Here is a 16,590-nt window from a genome sequence, read left to right on the forward strand (position 1 = left end):
CGGGGCGTCCCGGGGCGCCACGGGGGCGGGCCGCTCCGGCGTCCCGCCCCTGAACTTCTTGCCGCCGCCCGGTCGACCCCGGCCCCGCTTCGGCACTGCCTCTCCTCGCCGCCCCTGGTGACCACCGGTCACCGTCTCGCTCGTCGTGCCCCACCTTGCCCGAAAGGCGGCGCGGACGCACATGTACGAAACGGACAGTTCGCCCCGGCCCGGCCGGTGGCGCCCGGTACGGCCTCAGTCCACGGCCGGGCGGCCCGCCCGACGGGCCCTCAGCAGCTCGACGGCGACCGGCACCGCGGAGACCAGCACGATGCCGACCAGGATCAGTTCGATGTTGTCCCGGACGAAGGCGATCTGCCCCAGGAAGTACCCCAGCACCGTCACACCGGCACCCCAGAGCACTCCGCCGAGCACGTTGTACCGGACGAACCGCCGGTAGTCCATGCCGCCCACCCCGGCGATGACCGGCGTGAACGTCCGCACCACCGGCACGAACCGGGCCAGCACGATCGCCTTGGGCCCGTGCCGGTCGAAGAACCCGGTCGCCTTCACCACGTTCTCCTGCTTGAACAGCCGCGAGTCGGGCCGCCTGAACAGCCCCGGCCCGACCTTCCGCCCGAACACGTACCCCACCTGGTCGCCGGCCACGGCCGCCACCACCACCAGCCCGGCCACCAGCCAGAGCGGCTGCGGCAGCGTGCCGCCGGCCACCAGCAGCCCGGCGGTGAAGAGGAGCGAATCGCCCGGCAGGAAGAACCCGACCAGCAGGCCGGACTCGGCGAAGACGATCGCCAGGATGCCGATCAGCCCGAAGGTGGAGATCAGCGTGGTCGGATCGAGCCAGTCGGGGCCGAGCGAGAGGCTGGTGGTCACGGGCAGGGACTCCTGACGGCGCGGCGACACTTGGCAAAGGAATAGTAAAGCAATGACCAAGGGTTGCCCTGGCGTCGCTGGTCAGGGCCCGGAGCGGCGCTGGCCGGAGCCCGCTTGGCAGCGCGGCCGGGCAGGGCCCGTACGGCGGCGGCGGCCGGGGCCCGCGTCGGCGCGTCCGGCCGGAGCCCGTAAGACGGCGCAGCCCGGCGGAGCACAGCGACGCCGGCCAGGCTCGCGGCGGCGCAGGCGGGGGGAGCCCGCTTGGCAGCGCGGCCGGGCGGAGCCTGGGACGACGCCACCGGTCAGGGCCGCGTCGGCGCAGCCGGGCAGAGCCCGTAAGACGGCGCAGCCCGGCGGAGCACAGCGACGCCGGCCGGGGGCGGCGGCGCGGCCCGGCGGAGCCTGGGACGACGTCACCGGTCAGGGCCGCGTCGGCGCAGCCCGGCGGAGCCCGTAAGACGGCGCAGCCCGGCGGAGCACAGCGACGCCGGCCGGGCCTCGCGACGGCAGCCCGGCGCAGCCCGGGACAACGTCACCGGTCAGGGCCGCGTCGGCGTCGGGCGGAGCCCGTGTGGCGGCGGCGCGGCCGGGCGGGGCCCGTGCGGCGGCGGCCGGGGTCCGCGTCGTGGTGCGGCTGGTCAGAGTCCGTAGCGTTCGGCCGTCTCGTGGTGGGGGGTGGGGTCCGCGCCGGCGGCTTCGGCGAGGTCGGTCCAGCAGAGGGGGTGGATCCAGGCGGCCGTGTGGCGGTGCAGCTCGGTGTCGGCGGCGGCGGCCGAGCCGGTGGGTGGGACGCCGAGGGCCGCGTAGATGCCGGGGAGGGCTCCGTCCGGGTCCGCCGGGTCGGCGACCGCGTACTCCGGGCCGCTGTAGACCCAGACCGCGTAGCCGGCCGCGCGCAGCTCGTCCCGCAGCTCCAGCCACTGCGACTCGCCGGGCCAGACGCCGTCCAGCCAGTAGGTGGTCCAGCCGGCCGGGTCGAGCAGGGTGAGCAGCTCGAAGACCGGCCGCCAGCCCTCCGCCTCGCCCGGGGCGGGCAGTTCGTTGAGCCGGGCCGGGGCGAAGACCACCAGGTCGCGGTGGTTGAGCGGCACCTCCTCGCCGAGCACCGGCAGGATCCGGGCGGTGGCGGGGCCGGTGCGCAGGGCAGGGAGGTCGGTGACGGTGCCGTTGGTCCGGGTGGTCCGGACGGTGACCAGCTGCCACTCCTCCTCCACCGGGCCGCTCTCCTGCTCGAAGTCCAGCCCGAGCAGGGCGCCGGCGGAGCGGACCACCGCCCAGTCGCGGTTGGCCGAGGCGGCGGTGACGAGGCCCCAGAGGTCGGGCTCCTGGACGGTCCGGTGCAGCTCGTCCGGGCCGGCCTGCCCGGCGGGCAGCGCGTGCTCCAGCAGCTCCTGCAGCAGCCGCTGGGCCTCACCGTGCTCGCCGAGCCTGGTCGCGGCCGAGGCCGCCAGCCGCCGCGCGTTGACCGCCTCCGGCCGCAGCACCAGCAGCGCGGTGCACTGCTCCACCACCTCCCGCCACCGCCCCTCGGCCGCCGCCCACCGGGCCCGCGTCCAGTGCGCGTCGGCCGGGCTGCCGCCCAGCTGCCACTCGGCCAGGCGCCGCACCCCGTCGCCGTCCCCGGCCCGGACCAGCAACTCGGCGAGCACCCGGGAGGTCTCCACCTCACCGGTGCGGGCGCCAGGGGCGGTGGGAGGCGGAGCGGAGGCAGTGGAGTGGGTGAGGCCGGAGGCGGCTGCGGCGGCTGCGGCTGCGGCGACTGCGGGATCGGTTTCGCTCACCGTGCCGGGCCCGCCGCCGGAGCCCACCCCCGCTACGGACCGGCCGTCGGAGGCGCCCTCGGCCCCCGGCGGGGTCAGGCGGTGCCAGAGGAGGTCGGTGGCGGGGCGGTCGAGGCCGAGGGTGGCGAGGGTGGTGGCCAGGTGGATGGTGGCGGTGGGGTCGGTGGGGAGGCGGGTGCGGGTGGCGTCGAGCAGGTCGGCGGCGTGTTCGGGGTCGGTGGTGAGGAGGTCGGCGGCCTGGTCGGGGGCGGTGGTGAGCAGGTCGGTGAGCCAGGGGAGCAGGTCGGTGGCGGGGAGTTCGGGGCGGGGCAGGGCGAGGGCCGCGCTGCGGGTCTCGGCCAGGCGGTCGGTCACGCCCTCGGTGCGGCGCAGCTGGGCGAGCTTGCGGTCGGCCTCGCCGCAGAGGGTGAGGGCGATGGTGCGGGCGCCGCGCCGGACGGCCAGCCGGGCGGCCGTCAACAGCAGGTCGAGGCAGGGGCGGTGGGAGCCGGCGCGGTCGAGGTAGCCGGCCCAGCGGGCCAGCCGGGCGCCGAGGTCGGCGTCGTTGGGGTGGGCCCCGGCGTTGACCAGGGCCTCCACGGCGGCGGCCCAGCGGTGCCGGATGTCGGGGTAGCGGTCGGCCTCGCCGGGCTCCGGCAGGAGTTCTAGGGCGGCCTCGTGGCGGCCGAGCTCGGCCAGCAGCAGGGCGCGGCCGACCGCGAGCTTGCGGGTGTCGTCCTCGTCCGGTCTGCGCCCGGCGGAGATCTCGGCCAGCTCGGCGGTGTCGTAGGCGGCCAGCGCCTCCTCCTGGCGGCCGAGCCGTCGAAGTGCGGAGGCCCGGCTGTGCCCGAAGGCCAGCGAGACGGCGCCGCCGGCGGCCTGGATCCGGCCCTGGGCCCGGTCGAGGTGGGCGAGTGCGTCGGCGGGCCGGGCGTCGTCCTCCAGGGTGTCGGCGTACTCGCGGGAGAGGCAGTCGAAGCAGGCCCGGCCGGGCTCGACCCGGGCCAGCGTCTCTTCCAGCACGGCGAGCCGCTCGGGCACGTAACCGGGGCCGTCGATGTTGGCGTGGCAGATCGTGAAGTCCTGCACCGCGCAGACCGACTGCGGGCAGGCGGCGGTCTCCTCGCGGTGGGCGTACTCCAGCAGCGAGACGGCCTCGGCCAGCGCGGCCTCGCCCTGGTGGCGCTTGTTGAGCAGGCTCTGCAGCCGCCAGTGCCGCAGGAACACCTCGACCCAGGGCAGGCCCAGCGCGCGGGCCGAGGCCAGCGCCTCGGGGTAGAGCGCGTCCAGCTGCTCGTCGCGGCCCTCCACGGCGTGCCCGGCGATCTCGGCGATCGCGCCGGCCAACCGGTGGTGGCCCGCCTCGGTCAGGGAGCCGTGGGTGTCCTGGACCCAGGCCCAGATGTCGCTGCTCACGCGTCCGCCTTCGGCTCGAAGTGCTCGCTGGAGTGGGGGTCGGTGGGTGCGGTCAGGGCCGCGACGGCGGTGGAGATGCCGGTCAGCGCCGCCGTCAGATCGGCCCCGGAGTCGGCCGGGCCGGTGGCGCCGGCGGCGGCCATGATCACCTTGACCGAGCGGAGCAGCCCGGCCGCCGTCGCGCTGCCGGTGTGCCCGGCGCGGTAGGCGGTGAGCAGCCGGTCGACGGCGGGCGAGTCGAGGTTGAGGTAGAGCCGGGCCCGGACGGCGCCGTCGGTGCGGGCGGTGAAGGAGCGGGCCAGCCGGAGCGCGGCGGAGGGGATCCGGGCCGCAGCGGCGCCGTCCTCCAGCCGGGCCTTGAGCTGGGCGGCGCGATCCGGGACGAGCACCAGCGGCAGGCCGGGCGGGTCGAAGCGGGCGGGCACCAGCTGCTCGCCCTCCCCCGTGAGCGCCGCGCTCAGCCAGGCCGTCTCCTCCTCGGCCAGCGGGCGGTCGGGCTCGCGGAACAGCTCCTCGGTGCCGCTCTCGCCGCCGAGTTCGACCAGCCGGCAGCCGCGCAGGGCGGCGTAGCGGCGCAGGAACGGCAGCACGGCGTACCGGTCGCCCCGGGCGATCGGCACCCGCATCGCGCGGTAGAGCATCTCCTCGAAGCCGCCCTCGCCGCCGAGCGCCACGTGCACGGTGCCGGAGCCGGCCGCCCGCAGCGCGCCGGCGGTGAGCTCGCCCTGCGAGCTGGGCACCGGGACGTCGTCGGCGAGCAGGGTGAAGAGCCGCTCCTCGCAGAGCGCGGCGCCCAGCAGCTCCTGGCCGTGCCGGGCCAGCACCCGGCGCCAGACCTCGGGCCGCAGCCGGGCGGTCTCGTACAGGCCGTCCACCACGGCCTCGGTGAGGGCCTGCCGGAGCGCGCGGTAGTGCTCGTCACGCTGGAGGTCCTCGCGGCTGGCGGTGGGGGTGAGCCGGTCGGATTCGATCACCCCGCCGATGAAGCCGGCCCAGCTGGGCAGTAGGTCGCGGGCGTCCTCGGTGAGCAGCATCCCCCGCAGGTAGACGGCGAGTTCACGGTTGTCGCTGGAGCCGTAGGTGGCGCCGTCCTGCACCCAGAGCAGGCCGACGGCGTCGGTCGGGCCGCCGGGGGCGGGGGTGACCGGGAAGGCGGTGAGCGGTTCGAAGCGGCGGCCGAAGGCGGTGGCGAAGCGCATCCGCGCGGCGTACTCGGCGGGCTCCGACCGGGCCGACTCCAGCCCCTGCCGCCAGGGCACCGCCACAGCGTTGACCGGCCGCTCGTCCTCGCCCACGTAGACCGGCACCGAGAGCAACACGCAGTAGCGGGCGAGGACTTCGCGCAGCGTGTCGGGCTCGGCCAGCGCGGCGTGCTCGGGCTTGAGCAGCAGCTCGACCACCGTGCCGGGGGTGCTGCGGGCCGCGCAGGGCGCCACGGTGTACTGCTCGCCACCCCGGCTGCGGTACCGGTGGCCGAGCGCGGGCTCGCGGTGCGAGGTGGTGGTGACGGTGACCTCCTCGGCCACCGAGAAGGCGGAGAGGAAGCCCAGCCCGAACGCGCCGATCAACTCCTTGTTGCCCGTCAACTCCCTGAGCATGCGGGTGTATCCGGTGCCGACGGTGGCCAGGTAGGCGTGGATCTCGGGCTCGGTGAGGCCGGCCCCGGTGTCCTCGACCGAGACGGTGCGGCGGGCCGGGTCGGCGTGCACCCGGATCACCGGGTCGGCGGCCGCCTCGGGGGCCTCCAGCGCGCGGCGGGTGTGCGAGTCGTGGGCGTTCTGGACGAGTTCGCGCAGGGCGACCAGCGGAGTGGAGTAGAGATGCGTGGCCAGGACCCCGACCAGGCCGCCGAGATCGACCTCGGTCGTACGCAGAGTGGTGTGCTCGGGCGGCTGTTCCGGACGGTGCTCCTCAGACATGGGACCACATCCTGCCAGTAAGACAATCAGCCGACCAGCATTTTGCATTCCCGCTACCGGGCCCCGACGACCCCTCCCCCGGTCAACCTGGAGTTGACGAATCGTGGTCAGCCGAACTGCTGGTCCGGACATCGGAAATCACGGCCATTCGGGGGTATTTCGGCCCTCCCGCACATCTTCCCCACCCGCCGTTCGTTCAGGGGTTATCCCTCTGCTGTGACTCCTTCGAGCGAACGCCGCCGCCTGGCATTGAACTCAATCGGCCTAGTGGGGAATGCTGTTCGTGCGACGTCAGGGAACGGCGCGGGCCGGAGCGGCCACTCCACCGGCGCCACATTTCGCACCAGTTAGCAGGGAGACCACTGTGTCCCGTATTCGCGCAGCCGCCGCCGTCACCGCCCTCGGGGCTTTCCTCCTGGTCGGCATCGGCACCGCCTCGGCCGACAACGGCGCGGGCGCCGACAACAACTCGAACAGCAGCGTGGTGAGCAACACCGGCTCCGGCAACATCGTCGGCAGCATCGAGGGCAACGGGAACGGGAGCCAGCAGAGCGGCACCGGCTCCGGCGCCGCCAACCAGAACACCAACGTCGGCGTCGCGGGCAACTCCGGTGGCATCGGCGTGATCCAGGGCAACGGGAACCTGTCCCACAAGGTCTACTACCCGTTCGTCCTCTACTAGGCCGGCCCGCCTTCCCGGACGCACCGGCGCGCCCCGAGCCCCAAGGCCCGGGGCGCGCCCCCGCGTTCAGCCCCCGGCGATCTCCCGGTCGACCGGGCGGGGCACCCCTAGGACCGTCCGCCCCAGCAGCACCAGGCACTCGCCCAGCTCCGGCCGCAGACTGTGCGGCCGGTTCCGCACACCGTCGTTGACCAGGGCGAACATCGCATGCACCCGGATCCGGGCCTCCGCGCTGTCGAACTCGGGGCGGGCCCGCTGCAGCGACCCGACCCAGACCCGCAGGAAATCCCGCCGGAAGTCCACCGCCACCCGGCGGTCCGGCTCCGCCAGCCGCTCGGTCTCGCTGAGCATCGCACCCAGGTAGTGGCTGTGCCGCCGGGCGAAGTCCACGTACGCGCGCAGCCCGGCCTCCAGGCCGCCCGCCGTGACCGCCCCGACCACCTCCTGCCAGAGCCGCTCGCGGCTGCGCACCAGCGCGGCGGCCAGCAACTCGGCCTTGGTGGCGAAGTGCTTGTAGACGCTCGGCCCGGCGATCCCGACCGCCGCGCCCAGCTGATCGGTGCTGACGTTGTCGAACCCGCGCTCGTGGAACAGCCGGACGGCCGCCACCAGCAGCTCCTCGCGACGCGACTCCGGCAACGCCGACTCGGCCGCCCCTGCCGATGGTTGGGGATCCTCCGACAGGCCGGAGAGCTCGGCGCCCAGCAGGTCCTCGCCGATCCCGCGCAGCAGCTGGACGAACCGCCGCCGGGGTGGCGCGAAGGTGTGGTACGAGAGGCTGCCGTAGGCGGAGAGCACCGACCAGACCAGCAATTCGGCGTCCTCCCTGGGCAGTTGGGGCCTGGCTGCGCCGAGCACGCCGGCCGCCTCGGCCACCTGGGCCCGCAACTCCCTTCGCAGAGCAGCCCGTTGGGCAGCCGGCAGCAGACGGGCTTCGCGCTGCCAGAGCGTGCCGAACCCCCGGTGGTCCACCGCCGCCGCGGCCAGCTCGGCGCAGAGCGGGCCGGGCCCGGCCGCGCCCGCGCGGGCGGCCGACCGCAGCGCCGCCAGCTCGCGCAGCAGCACCTGCCGCAGCAGCTCGGGCTTGCCCCGGAAGTGCCGGTAGAGCGCCGGGGCGGTGATGCCCACCTCGGCCGCCACCTCGGCCATCGAGGTCTGGTGGTAGCCGTACCGGTGGAAGCGCGTACCGGCCACCTGGAGGATCAACCCCCGGCGCCCGGGCGGCCGCCGTACCGCTGCACGCTCACCGGACACCCGCACACCCCCTGCTCCACAGCTCCTGCCCCAGGGTAGCAAGCATTCACTTTCCGAGCCCGACGGCTTGATTTCCCGGGCCCGCGATGCTGGACACACCTGGCTACCGGGGATTAACTTGTCTGGCGATCAACCGGCACCACGAAGGGAGCGCCACCGTGCGCCGCACCGTGTTCACCGAGGACCACGAAGCCTTCCGCGCGACCATCCGGGACTTCATCGCCAAGGAGGTCGTCCCGGTCTACGAGTCCTGGGAGGCCGACGGTCACCCGCCGCGCGACTTCTACCGCAAGCTCGGTGCACTCGGCGTGTACGGCATCGAGGTGCCCGAGGAGTACGGCGGCGCCGGCGAGAGCGGCTTCAAGTACCAGGCCGTGGTCAGCGAGGAGTGCGCCCGGGCCGGCGTCACCTTCGGCTCCTCCGGGGTGCACACCGGGCTGGTGCTGCCCTACATCCTGGAGTACGCCACCGAGGAGCAGAAGCAGCGCTGGCTGCCCGGCTTCGTCTCCGGTGACATCATGACGGCGATCGCGATGACCGAGCCCGGCGCCGGCTCCGACCTCGCCGGCATCAGCACCACCGCCAAGCTCTCCGCGGACGGCACCCACTACGTGCTCAACGGCGCCAAGACCTTCATCACCGGCGGCGTGCTCGCCGACCTGGTGCTGGTGATCTGCCGCACCGCCCCCTACGACCCGGCCGACCGCCGGGCCGGGCTCTCCATCCTCTGCGTGGACACCACCTCCGAGGGCTACGCGGTGGGCCGCAAGCTCAAGAAGATCGGCCTGCGCACCTCCGACACCGCCGAACTCTCCTTCACCGACGTCAAGGTGCCGGTGGAGAACCTGCTCGGCGAGGAGGGCAAGGGCTTCTCCTACCTCACCCACAACCTGGTGCAGGAGCGCCTGGCCATCGCGGTCGGCGCCTACGCCTCGGCGGCGGCGGCCGTCCGGTTCGCCGTCCAGTACGTCAAGGAGCGCAAGGTCTTCGGCCAGGCCGTGGCCGAGTTCCAGAACACCAAGTTCAGCCTGGCCGACTGCCAGGCCCAGGTGCTGGCGCAGCAGGCGATGGTCGACCAATCCCTGGAGCTCTACCAGCAGGGCGAGTTGACGGTGGCCGACGCCGCCGCGCTGAAGCTGTTCTGCACCGAGTCGGCCTCCGAGGTGATCGACAAGTGCCTCCAACTGCACGGCGGTTACGGCTACATCCTGGAGTACCCGATCGCCCGGCTCTACACCGACAACCGGGTCTTCCGGATCTACGGCGGCACCAGCGAGGTCATGAAGACCATCATCGCCAAGTCGCTCGGCCTGTAGCCGACATGTCCGCCGCCGACCGGCCCACCGACTCGCTGAGCCAAGTCACCCGCGTGCAGGCCGCCCTGCAGGCCCCCGGGATGCCCTTCGAGACCGAGCGCACCCCGGCCGGCCTCCGCTACCGGCACGCCCCGCGCACCCTCGGCGAGTTCCTGGTCGGCACCCTGGTGCACGGCGAACGCCCCTTCCTGGTGGCCGAATCCGGCAGCTGGACGTTCGCCGAGCACCACGCCACCGCCACCGCCCTGGCCCGGTACTACCGCAGCACGCTCGGGCTGCGGCCGGGCGACCGGGTGGTGATCGCCATGCGCAACCTGCCCGAATGGCAACTGGCCTTCTGGGCAGCACAGTTGGCCGGCCTGGTGGCGGTGCCGCTGAACTCCTGGTGGCAGGCCGAGGAGTTGGCGTACGCGCTTCAGGACTGCGAGCCGGGCGTGGTGGTGGCCGATCCGGAGCGCGCCGAACGGATGGCACCCTGGCTGGCCACCCACCGCACCCCGCTGCTGACCGTGGCCGAGATCGCCGCGATGCGGACCGAAGTACCGTACGACATCGCCGAGTTCGGCGCCGTCCCGGCCGAGGCCGAGGCGACCGTGCTCTACACCTCCGGCACCACCGGCCGGCCCAAGGGCGTGGTGGCCGACCAGGCCGCCTGGTGCGCCGCGCTCACCTCGCCGCGGTTCTTCTCCGCGACCTCGATCCTGCTCACCGGCGGCGACCCGGCCACCGCACCCGTGCAGACCGCCCTGCTGACCTTCCCCTTCTTTCACGTGGCCGCCTTCACCACGCTCTTCCCGCTGATGTCGGCCGGCGGCACCGCCGTGCTGATGCGCAAGTGGGAGGCCGCCACCGCGCTCCGGCTGATCGCCGAGCACCGGATCACCACCTACGTGGGCGTGCCCACCACCGCCCTCGGGCTGCTCGACGCGGCGGACGCCGCCGGGGCCGAGCTGCCCACCCTCCGGATGATCAACACCGGTGGCGCCGCCGCCCCGCCCGAGCTGGCCCGGCGGGTGGCCCGCCGGTTCGGCGGCCGGGTGGAGGCCCGCAACGGCTACGGCCTCACCGAGACCTGCGGCGGCGTGATCGCCAACGTCGGCCCCCGCTACCTGGAGCACCCCGACTCGGTCGGCCGCCCCTCCCCCGCCCTGGAGATCCGGATCGCCGACCCCGGCGGCCGGCCGCTGCCCGACGGCGAGGTCGGCGAGCTCCAACTGCGCGGCCAGGCCGTCTTCCGCGGCTACCGCAACAACCCCGAGGCCACCGCCGCCGCCTTCGCCAACGGCTGGTTCCGCACCGGCGACCTGGCCCGCGTCCAGGACGGCGAGGTCTACGTGGTCGACCGGCTCAAGGACCTGGTGATCCGGGGCGGCGAGAACGTCTACTGCGTCGAGGTCGAGGGCGTGCTCTTCGACCACCCCGAGGTGGCCGAGGCCGCCGTGCTCGGGCTCCCCCACCCCACCCTCGGCGAGGAGGTCGCCGCCGTGGTCGTCCTCCGCCCCGGCGCCGCCGTGGACGCCGAGGGCCTGCGCAGCCACGTCGCCGCACACCTGGCCGCGTTCAAGGTGCCCGCCCACCTCACCCTGCGAAGCCTGCCGCTGCCGCGGAACGCGACGGGCAAGGTGCTCAAGCGCGCCCTGCGCGAGGAGCTGGGCTGAGGCGGGCCCGTCCGACCGTCCGGCCGTCCGCGCGGGAGCGCCGGGCCGCACCCGGTACCGGGCCGCACCGGAGGGCCGCGCCGCGCGGGTATGACTAGTGCTGCTCCGCGGAAGTTCGTGGAGGGTGTTGATCAGGCGGCTTTGAGCGGGGTGCCTTCGTAGGTCCACCGGTAGGGCCTTGCGGTGTCGTTGTGCCCGATTACGTAGGCCTGCAGCTTATCGATCAGGTCGTCGCGGCTGGAGAAATCGCCGTGCCGCACGACCCGGCGGGTCAGGGCGGAGAAGAACAGTTCGACCTGGTTGAGCCACGAGGCGTGCGGCGGGGTCCACCGGACGTGCCAGCGCGGGCGGGCCGCCAGCCACGCTCTGGTGTGTCTGGCCGTGTGAGAGGAACCGTTGTCGAGCACGACGTGGATCTCCTTGCCTGGGGCGATCGCCCGGTCGAGTTGCTCCAGGAACGCGGTGAAGGTCACCGCGTCGTTACGGGTGATCACCTCGGTGAGCACCTCACCGGTGCAAACATCGAGCGCGGCCACGAGGGAAGCCGTGCCGTGGCGCCGGTACTCGAACTCCTGCCTGACCGGCTCGCCGGGCCGCGCGGGACGCCCAGGACAGCGGCGCGAGCGGGCGGCGATCGCGGTCTTCTCGTCGATCGAGAGCACCACCGCTCCCTCGGGCGGATCCAGGTAGAGGGCGCACACCTCGGCGGCCCGCTGCCAGAAGTCCGGGGTGTCCCGCCGGGTGAGCCAGCCTCGCACCTTGTGCGGCTTCAGGTCTAGGCCGGCCAGGATCCGGCCGACCTGGGAGGCGGAAACCGGCGCGAAGCACGTGCCGGCCACCCGCCGGGCGATGGCCCGGTGCGACCAGGTCGACTCCGGATACGGCGGCGCGCTGGTCGCGGTGGCCACGATCGCCACGCGGACCTCGGGCCCGTACGATCGCGGCCGGCCCGAGCGTTCGGCGTCCCGCAGGCCGCCCAGACCCAGGGCTGCGAACCGCCCCCGCCACTTGCGCACCGTGTTCACGCTGACGTCCAGCTCCCGGGCGATCGCGCCGTTGGCGAGTCCGTCCGCCGCCGCGAGTACGATCCGGGCCCGCAGCACCACCCGCACCTCGGACTTCGCCGAAGCCACCGTCCTCACCAGCCGCTCACGGGCCTTGGCCTCCAGCACCACCGCAACCGCCGTCCCCGCCCGTCGCCCACCATGCACGGCCAACGATCATGGCGGGCCGCCGCCGCACCCGGCAGGATGGGCCCGTGCCGAAGAATCCGCCGGAATCTATGCAGCACCACCTACGCCAGCGCCTGAACCGCCACGCCCGCGAACGCTGGCCGCACGTGGACGCCATCGGGGTCCGCTTTCGCGCCGGATTCGCCTACCTGGCAGCCGAGTTGCCCGGTGGACAGAGCCTGCCGCTGTGTCGCCTGCGCTTCACCGGCGTGCTGCACACCTGGGGCTTCGCCCTCTACCTGGCCAGCAGCGACAGCTACAAGGACAACATCCTGCCCAGCGAACTACCGGCCGGCTCCCCCGAGGAAGCCCTCGACTGCGCGGGCGACCTCTACCTCAGCGGACTGGCTATCTGATCAACACCCCTCCACGAACTTCCGCGGAGCAGCACTAGGGCACGTATTCGGTTGTGATCACGGGGCGGTTTTGGTGAGGTCTTTGATCCAGATCATCGCGCCGCGGAGGTGGAGGCCGGCGAGGTAGCTGCCGGGGGTCTTGTCGTATCGCGTGGCGATGCCTCGCCAGGCCTTCAGCTTGTTGATCAGGCGCTCGACGGTGTTCCGCTCCCTGTAGAGGTCGGTGTCGTGGCTGACGGGCCGGCCGCCCTTGCTGCCTTTCTTCTTCCGGTTGGCGGCCTGGTCCTTCTTCTCGGGGATGACCGCCTTGATACGGCGACCGCGCAGGTGGGCGCGGTTGGCGCGGGAGGAGTAGGCCTTGTCCCCGGCGACCGCGTCGGGCCGGGTGCGGGGGCGGCCGACGGGCCCGCGGACCCGCACCTTCTCCAGGACGGGGATGAACTGCGGGCTGTCGGCGGCCTGCCCCTCGGTCAGAATGAACGCCAGCGGGCGGCACCTGCGCTCGCCGGCGACGTGGACCTTGCTGGTCTGTCCGCCTCTGGAGCGTCCGAGCAGGGCGGCCTTCAGGCGGAGCCTTCGCCTGCGTCGGACGCGTCGGAGCTCGTCCCGTTCCGGGTCGTGTGCGGTGTCCTGTCCGTCTTGTCCCTGCGGGCCGCCCCTTTTTGCCGGGCCTTCTCCGCCTCCTCGGCGGCCTTCTCCAGGTCGGCGAGCGTGTCGGGGTCAAGGTGCATCCCGGCGGCGTCGTGGTGGGCCCGGATGGTGGTGGAATCCACGCTGACCAGCGAGAGGTCCACCTCGCCCCGTCTGGCGGCTTCCGTGATCGCGCCCTCCAGCAGGGCCTCGAACACCCTGGCGTCCCTCCACTGCCGGAAGCGGTTGTGGACGGTCGACCAGGCGCCGAACTCGCTCGGCATCTCCCGCCACTGGCCGCCCGTCCGAAACCGCCAGATCACGCCCTCGAACTGGCGGCGCAGCCGCTCGGGGTACGGGCCGTACTCGCCGATCGGCAGGTACGGCTCGATGAACTCCCACTCGGCATCGGTCAGTTGCACACGCGTCACACAACACGATCTACCGGATCAGGCACGAGCGCGAGGGCGAAACCCACAAAGTGATCACAACCCGATACGTGCCCTAGTGGGGGCGGACCGGCGTGGCGGCACGGGCCGGGCGGGGCGCGATCGTCGAATGGGGCTCGGCGGCGCGATCCCGGCCGCCGAGTCCGTACTGTCCGGAGGTCCACCGCATGTCCGTACCCGTCCGCACCCACAGCCTGATCGGCACCGTCCTGGTCGGCACCGCCCTGACCGGCGGCCTGCTGCTCGCCGGGGCGGTCACCGCCCCGGCCGCCACCGCCGACACCCACCACGGCGCCGGGCCGCTCGCCCGGTCCTCCGTCCACCACGGCCCCTCGCCGAGGCTCGACCGGGTGGACACCGTGGCCGCCACGGCAGCCGGCCAGGCCTGACGGTCGGCCCGGGCCAGTTCGGGTCGGCCCGGGTCAGTTCGGGGAGGCTTCGCCCTGGTGGCGCCAGGCGTCCAGGCCGGCCATCGAGGCGGCGCGGGCCTGGTTGAGGGTGCGGGCCGCCAGCTCGCCGGGCGGGGTCTCCAGTTGCTGGACCCAGCCCCGGCCGGCCGAGGCCAGCGCCACGCCGACGATCACCGTGCCGGCGAGGCCGATCATCGCGCCGACGCCCGTGAGCGCGGCCCCGGCCGCCAGCAGGTGGCGGTTGACCTGGAATCCACCGATGAACTTCTGATTGGTCGCCATGCCTCCACCTTCGAGGCGCCCCCGGGAGCTCGCAACCGGCCGGGGTGCGGCGGAGGGACGGCCGGCGGGACCTGCCGCGCCGGTCAGCCGGTGAGTTCGGTCGGCGGGTGGATCCGGCGCGCGACCAGGGAGTCGTCCGCCGGACGGTGGGCGAGCGGGGTGTCGGACGGGCGGAAGCCGGCCAGCACCAGCGAGACGTAACGCCGCCAGGCCCCCGGGGCCTGGGCGGCGGTCTCGTCGATCACGCTGCGGATGGCGAGCACCCCGAGGTAGACGTCCGTCAGGGTGAGGTCCGTCCGGACCTCACCGGCCGAGCGGGCCCGGTCGAGCAGCCGGGCCATCAGCGCCCAGAGCTCGGCCCGCTGGGTGTCCACGTCGGGCGGGACGGCCTGCCAGAGCCGGGAGAGGCCGCCGTGGTGCGAGGACATCACGGTGCCGATGTGCCAGAGCACGCTCTCCAGACCCGTGCCGCCGCAGGGCTCGGCCGCGGCGGCCCGGGTGTGGGTCAGGATGTTCTCGAGGATCTCGTCGTACAGCGCGGTGATCAGCGCGTCCTTGGTCGGGAAGCGCCGGTACAGGGTGCCCATCCCGACCCCGGCCCGGCGGGCGATCTCGTCCACGCCCGCGTCCGGCCCCTGCTCCGCGAAGACCTCCCAGGCCGCCGCCAGCAGCCGGGCCCGGTTCTGCGCCGCGTCACGGCGCAGCGCCCTGGGCTCCGGAGTGGTGCGGCCTTCGGAGGCTTCGGTCATGCGGGGGCGGACTCCTTGTCTGCGGCGGCCTGCGGGCCCGGCTGCGGCGCCCCGGCTCCCCGGCCGGCGCCGCCGGGGCGGGCGGCGGGGATGAGCACCGCGGCGGCGGCCGCGAGCACCGCGGCTCCGGTCAGGAACCAGAAGGTGCGGGTGTACCCCGCGTCCGTCGGGAAGGGGTGCGCGGCCGTGACGCCGTTGGCCAGGATACTGGCCCCGATCCCGCTGCCGATCGCGCCGCCGATGGTGCGGATGTTGGCGTTCATGCCGCTGGCCACACCGGTCTGCTCGGCCGGGACGGCCTCGACCACGATCGAGGACATCGAGGAGAAGGCCAGGCCCATGCCGATGCCCATCAGGCTGGAGGCCAGGTAGATCTGCCAGCCGTGGCTGTGGCCGAGTGCCAGCACCAGGAACGGCGCCACGGTGATCAGGCCACCGGCGATCAGCACCAGCTTGGACCCGAAGCGGGCGGCCAGCGGGCCGGTGAGCACGCCCAGCACGAACATGCCCAGCGTCATCGGCAGCATGTACACCCCGGATTCGGTGATGCTCGCGGTGAAGCCGTACCCGGCGAGCTTGGCCGGGGTCTGCACCAGCTGGGGCAGGAAGGTCATCGCGGTGTACATCACCACGCCGAAGAGCAGCGCGACCAGGTTGGCCGTCCAGACCGCCGGGATCCGCATCATCCGCATGTCGATCAGCGGGGCCGAGGAGCGCAGCTCGACCAGCACCCAGAGCACGGCGACCACCACGGCGGTGGCGAACAGACCGAGGATCCGGGCCGAACCCCAACCCCAGTCCGGCCCCTCGCTGACGCCGAGCAGCAGCGCGACCAGCCAGACCGAGAGCAGCACGGCCGCGCCCCAGCTGATCTTGCCCGGGGTGCGGACCGGCGACTCGGGCACGAAGAAGAAGGTGGCGACGGTGGCCACCGCCGTCATGATCATCGGGAACCAGAACAGCCAGTGGTAGTCGAGGTGGTCGACGATCGGCCCGGCCAGCAGCAGGCCGAGCCCGCCGCCGACGGCCGTCAGCGCGGCGGTGACGCCCACCGCCCCGCGCACCTTGGCGGCCGGGAACTCGTCCCTGATGATCCCGAACGCGAGCGGCAGCACACCGCCGCCGAGCCCCTGGATCACCCGGGCGACGACCATCGAGCCGACGCTGTTCGAGACCCCGGCCAGCGCCGAACCGGCGGTCAGCGCGACCAGGGTGACCAGCAGCATCCGCTCCTTGCCGGCCCGGTCGCCGATCCGGCCGAGGATCGGGGTGGCCACCGAGGCCGAGAGCAGGTACGCGGTCATCAGCCAGGTGACGGTCTCCTGCGAGGTGTGCAGGTGCTCCATCAGGGTGGCGAGCACCGGCACGACCATCGACTGGAGCAGCGAGTAGGCACCCACGCCGAGGAGCAGCACGGCGAAGGTGAGGTGGTAGCGCGGACGGGCGGCAGCCCTGGAAGTCCGTGGCATGGCGGTGCGTCCCCCCGAGGACGGAGCAGGTAAGCGGAGCTGCTGCTCCGCATCGCGGAGGCTAACAGAAGCGGAGAATCAGCTCCGCATCGGTGCCCCGATGCGCCCCGGCGGTGCGCCCGCATGCCCCCACCG

Annotated in this window: 13 protein-coding genes and 1 pseudogene; 5 read left to right on the forward strand and 9 right to left on the reverse strand. The window is 73.6% G+C overall.

All coding sequences use genetic code 11. The annotated features are described in order from the left end of the window. Positions 1-234: 234 nt before the first annotated feature. The 3 genes from CFP65_RS16935 to CFP65_RS16945 form a co-directional block, all read right to left on the reverse strand. Complete coding sequence (locus CFP65_RS16935) at positions 235-873, reverse strand: DedA family protein (protein WP_217368166.1); 639 nt, start codon at positions 871-873, stop codon at positions 235-237. Between the two features lie 638 nt (positions 874-1,511). Next, positions 1,512-4,049: a tetratricopeptide repeat protein gene (locus CFP65_RS38980; protein WP_158702210.1), complete on the reverse strand. Its 2,538-nt coding sequence runs from the start codon at positions 4,047-4,049 to the stop codon at positions 1,512-1,514. Continuing rightward, positions 4,046-5,968, reverse strand: a complete 1,923-nt coding sequence (locus tag CFP65_RS16945; protein ID WP_104816890.1) for an ATP-binding protein — start codon at positions 5,966-5,968, stop codon at positions 4,046-4,048. Before CFP65_RS16945 ends, CFP65_RS38980 begins: the two co-directional genes overlap by 4 nt. Before the next feature lie 364 nt (positions 5,969-6,332). Here CFP65_RS16945 and CFP65_RS16950 point away from each other — a divergent pair, with 364 nt between their 5' ends. After that, positions 6,333-6,650, forward strand: coding sequence for a hypothetical protein (locus CFP65_RS16950; RefSeq protein ID WP_104816891.1), 318 nt, complete (start codon positions 6,333-6,335; stop codon positions 6,648-6,650). A gap of 66 nt (positions 6,651-6,716) precedes the next feature. Here the strand turns inward: CFP65_RS16950 and CFP65_RS16955 are convergent, their stop codons facing one another. Beyond that, entirely contained in the window at positions 6,717-7,904 is a 1,188-nt protein-coding gene (locus CFP65_RS16955) for a TetR/AcrR family transcriptional regulator (protein ID WP_158702211.1), read from the reverse strand. A 158-nt stretch (positions 7,905-8,062) separates the two neighbouring features. Here CFP65_RS16955 and CFP65_RS16960 point away from each other — a divergent pair, with 158 nt between their 5' ends. Both CFP65_RS16960 and CFP65_RS16965 read left to right on the forward strand, forming a co-directional pair. Further along, positions 8,063-9,220, forward strand: a complete 1,158-nt coding sequence (locus tag CFP65_RS16960) for an acyl-CoA dehydrogenase family protein (RefSeq protein ID WP_104816893.1) — start codon at positions 8,063-8,065, stop codon at positions 9,218-9,220. 5 nt (positions 9,221-9,225) lie between these two features. Further along, on the forward strand, positions 9,226-10,878 hold the full coding sequence (locus tag CFP65_RS16965; protein ID WP_104816894.1) for a class I adenylate-forming enzyme family protein: 1,653 nt from the start codon (positions 9,226-9,228) through the stop codon (positions 10,876-10,878). A 131-nt stretch (positions 10,879-11,009) separates the two neighbouring features. On the opposite strand, the gene CFP65_RS16970 is transcribed toward CFP65_RS16965, so the two are convergent. Further along, positions 11,010-12,089, reverse strand: a complete 1,080-nt coding sequence (locus CFP65_RS16970) for an IS630 family transposase (RefSeq protein WP_158702018.1) — start codon at positions 12,087-12,089, stop codon at positions 11,010-11,012. 71 nt (positions 12,090-12,160) lie between these two features. Between CFP65_RS16970 and CFP65_RS16975 the strand changes: the two genes are divergently transcribed. Then, the gene (locus CFP65_RS16975; RefSeq protein ID WP_254552218.1) at positions 12,161-12,466 is read left to right on the forward strand and encodes a hypothetical protein; all 306 of its coding nucleotides are present in this window, start codon (positions 12,161-12,163) and stop codon (positions 12,464-12,466) included. Between the two features lie 57 nt (positions 12,467-12,523). Here CFP65_RS16975 and CFP65_RS16980 read toward each other — a convergent pair. Next, positions 12,524-13,527, reverse strand: a pseudogene (locus tag CFP65_RS16980) (IS5 family transposase). A gap of 185 nt (positions 13,528-13,712) precedes the next feature. Between CFP65_RS16980 and CFP65_RS16985 the strand changes: the two are divergent. Further along, on the forward strand, positions 13,713-13,934 hold the full coding sequence (locus CFP65_RS16985; RefSeq protein WP_104816895.1) for a hypothetical protein: 222 nt from the start codon (positions 13,713-13,715) through the stop codon (positions 13,932-13,934). Between the two features lie 33 nt (positions 13,935-13,967). Here the strand turns inward: CFP65_RS16985 and CFP65_RS16990 are convergent, their stop codons facing one another. From CFP65_RS16990 to CFP65_RS17000, 3 genes are all read right to left on the reverse strand, one after another. Then, positions 13,968-14,237, reverse strand: coding sequence for a hypothetical protein (locus CFP65_RS16990; protein WP_104816896.1), 270 nt, complete (start codon positions 14,235-14,237; stop codon positions 13,968-13,970). Positions 14,238-14,320: 83 nt separating this feature from the next. Then, positions 14,321-14,986, reverse strand: coding sequence for a TetR/AcrR family transcriptional regulator (locus tag CFP65_RS16995; protein ID WP_104816897.1), 666 nt, complete (start codon positions 14,984-14,986; stop codon positions 14,321-14,323). Continuing rightward, a complete protein-coding gene (locus tag CFP65_RS17000) occupies positions 14,983-16,455 on the reverse strand; it encodes an MFS transporter (protein ID WP_104816898.1) in 1,473 nt (490 codons plus the stop codon). The genes CFP65_RS16995 and CFP65_RS17000 overlap by 4 nt, the downstream gene beginning before the upstream one ends. Positions 16,456-16,590: the final 135 nt, after the last annotated feature.

Source organism: Kitasatospora sp. MMS16-BH015, assembly GCF_002943525.1.
Taxonomy (GTDB): domain Bacteria; phylum Actinomycetota; class Actinomycetes; order Streptomycetales; family Streptomycetaceae; genus Kitasatospora.

What these genes read in the sequence shown, in the direction of transcription:
- CFP65_RS16945 (WP_104816890.1), bottom strand. Translation starts at nt 5,968, where the DNA reads ATGTCTGAGGAGCACCGTCCGGAACAGCCGCCCGAGCACACCACTCTG.
- CFP65_RS16965 (WP_104816894.1), top strand. Translation starts at nt 9,226, where the DNA reads ATGTCCGCCGCCGACCGGCCCACCGACTCGCTGAGCCAAGTCACCCGC.
- CFP65_RS16975 (WP_254552218.1), top strand. Translation starts at nt 12,161, where the DNA reads ATGCAGCACCACCTACGCCAGCGCCTGAACCGCCACGCCCGCGAACGC.
- CFP65_RS16985 (WP_104816895.1), top strand. Translation starts at nt 13,713, where the DNA reads ATGTCCGTACCCGTCCGCACCCACAGCCTGATCGGCACCGTCCTGGTC.
- CFP65_RS16990 (WP_104816896.1), bottom strand. Translation starts at nt 14,237, where the DNA reads ATGGCGACCAATCAGAAGTTCATCGGTGGATTCCAGGTCAACCGCCAC.
- CFP65_RS16995 (WP_104816897.1), bottom strand. Translation starts at nt 14,986, where the DNA reads ATGACCGAAGCCTCCGAAGGCCGCACCACTCCGGAGCCCAGGGCGCTG.
- CFP65_RS17000 (WP_104816898.1), bottom strand. Translation starts at nt 16,455, where the DNA reads ATGCCACGGACTTCCAGGGCTGCCGCCCGTCCGCGCTACCACCTCACC.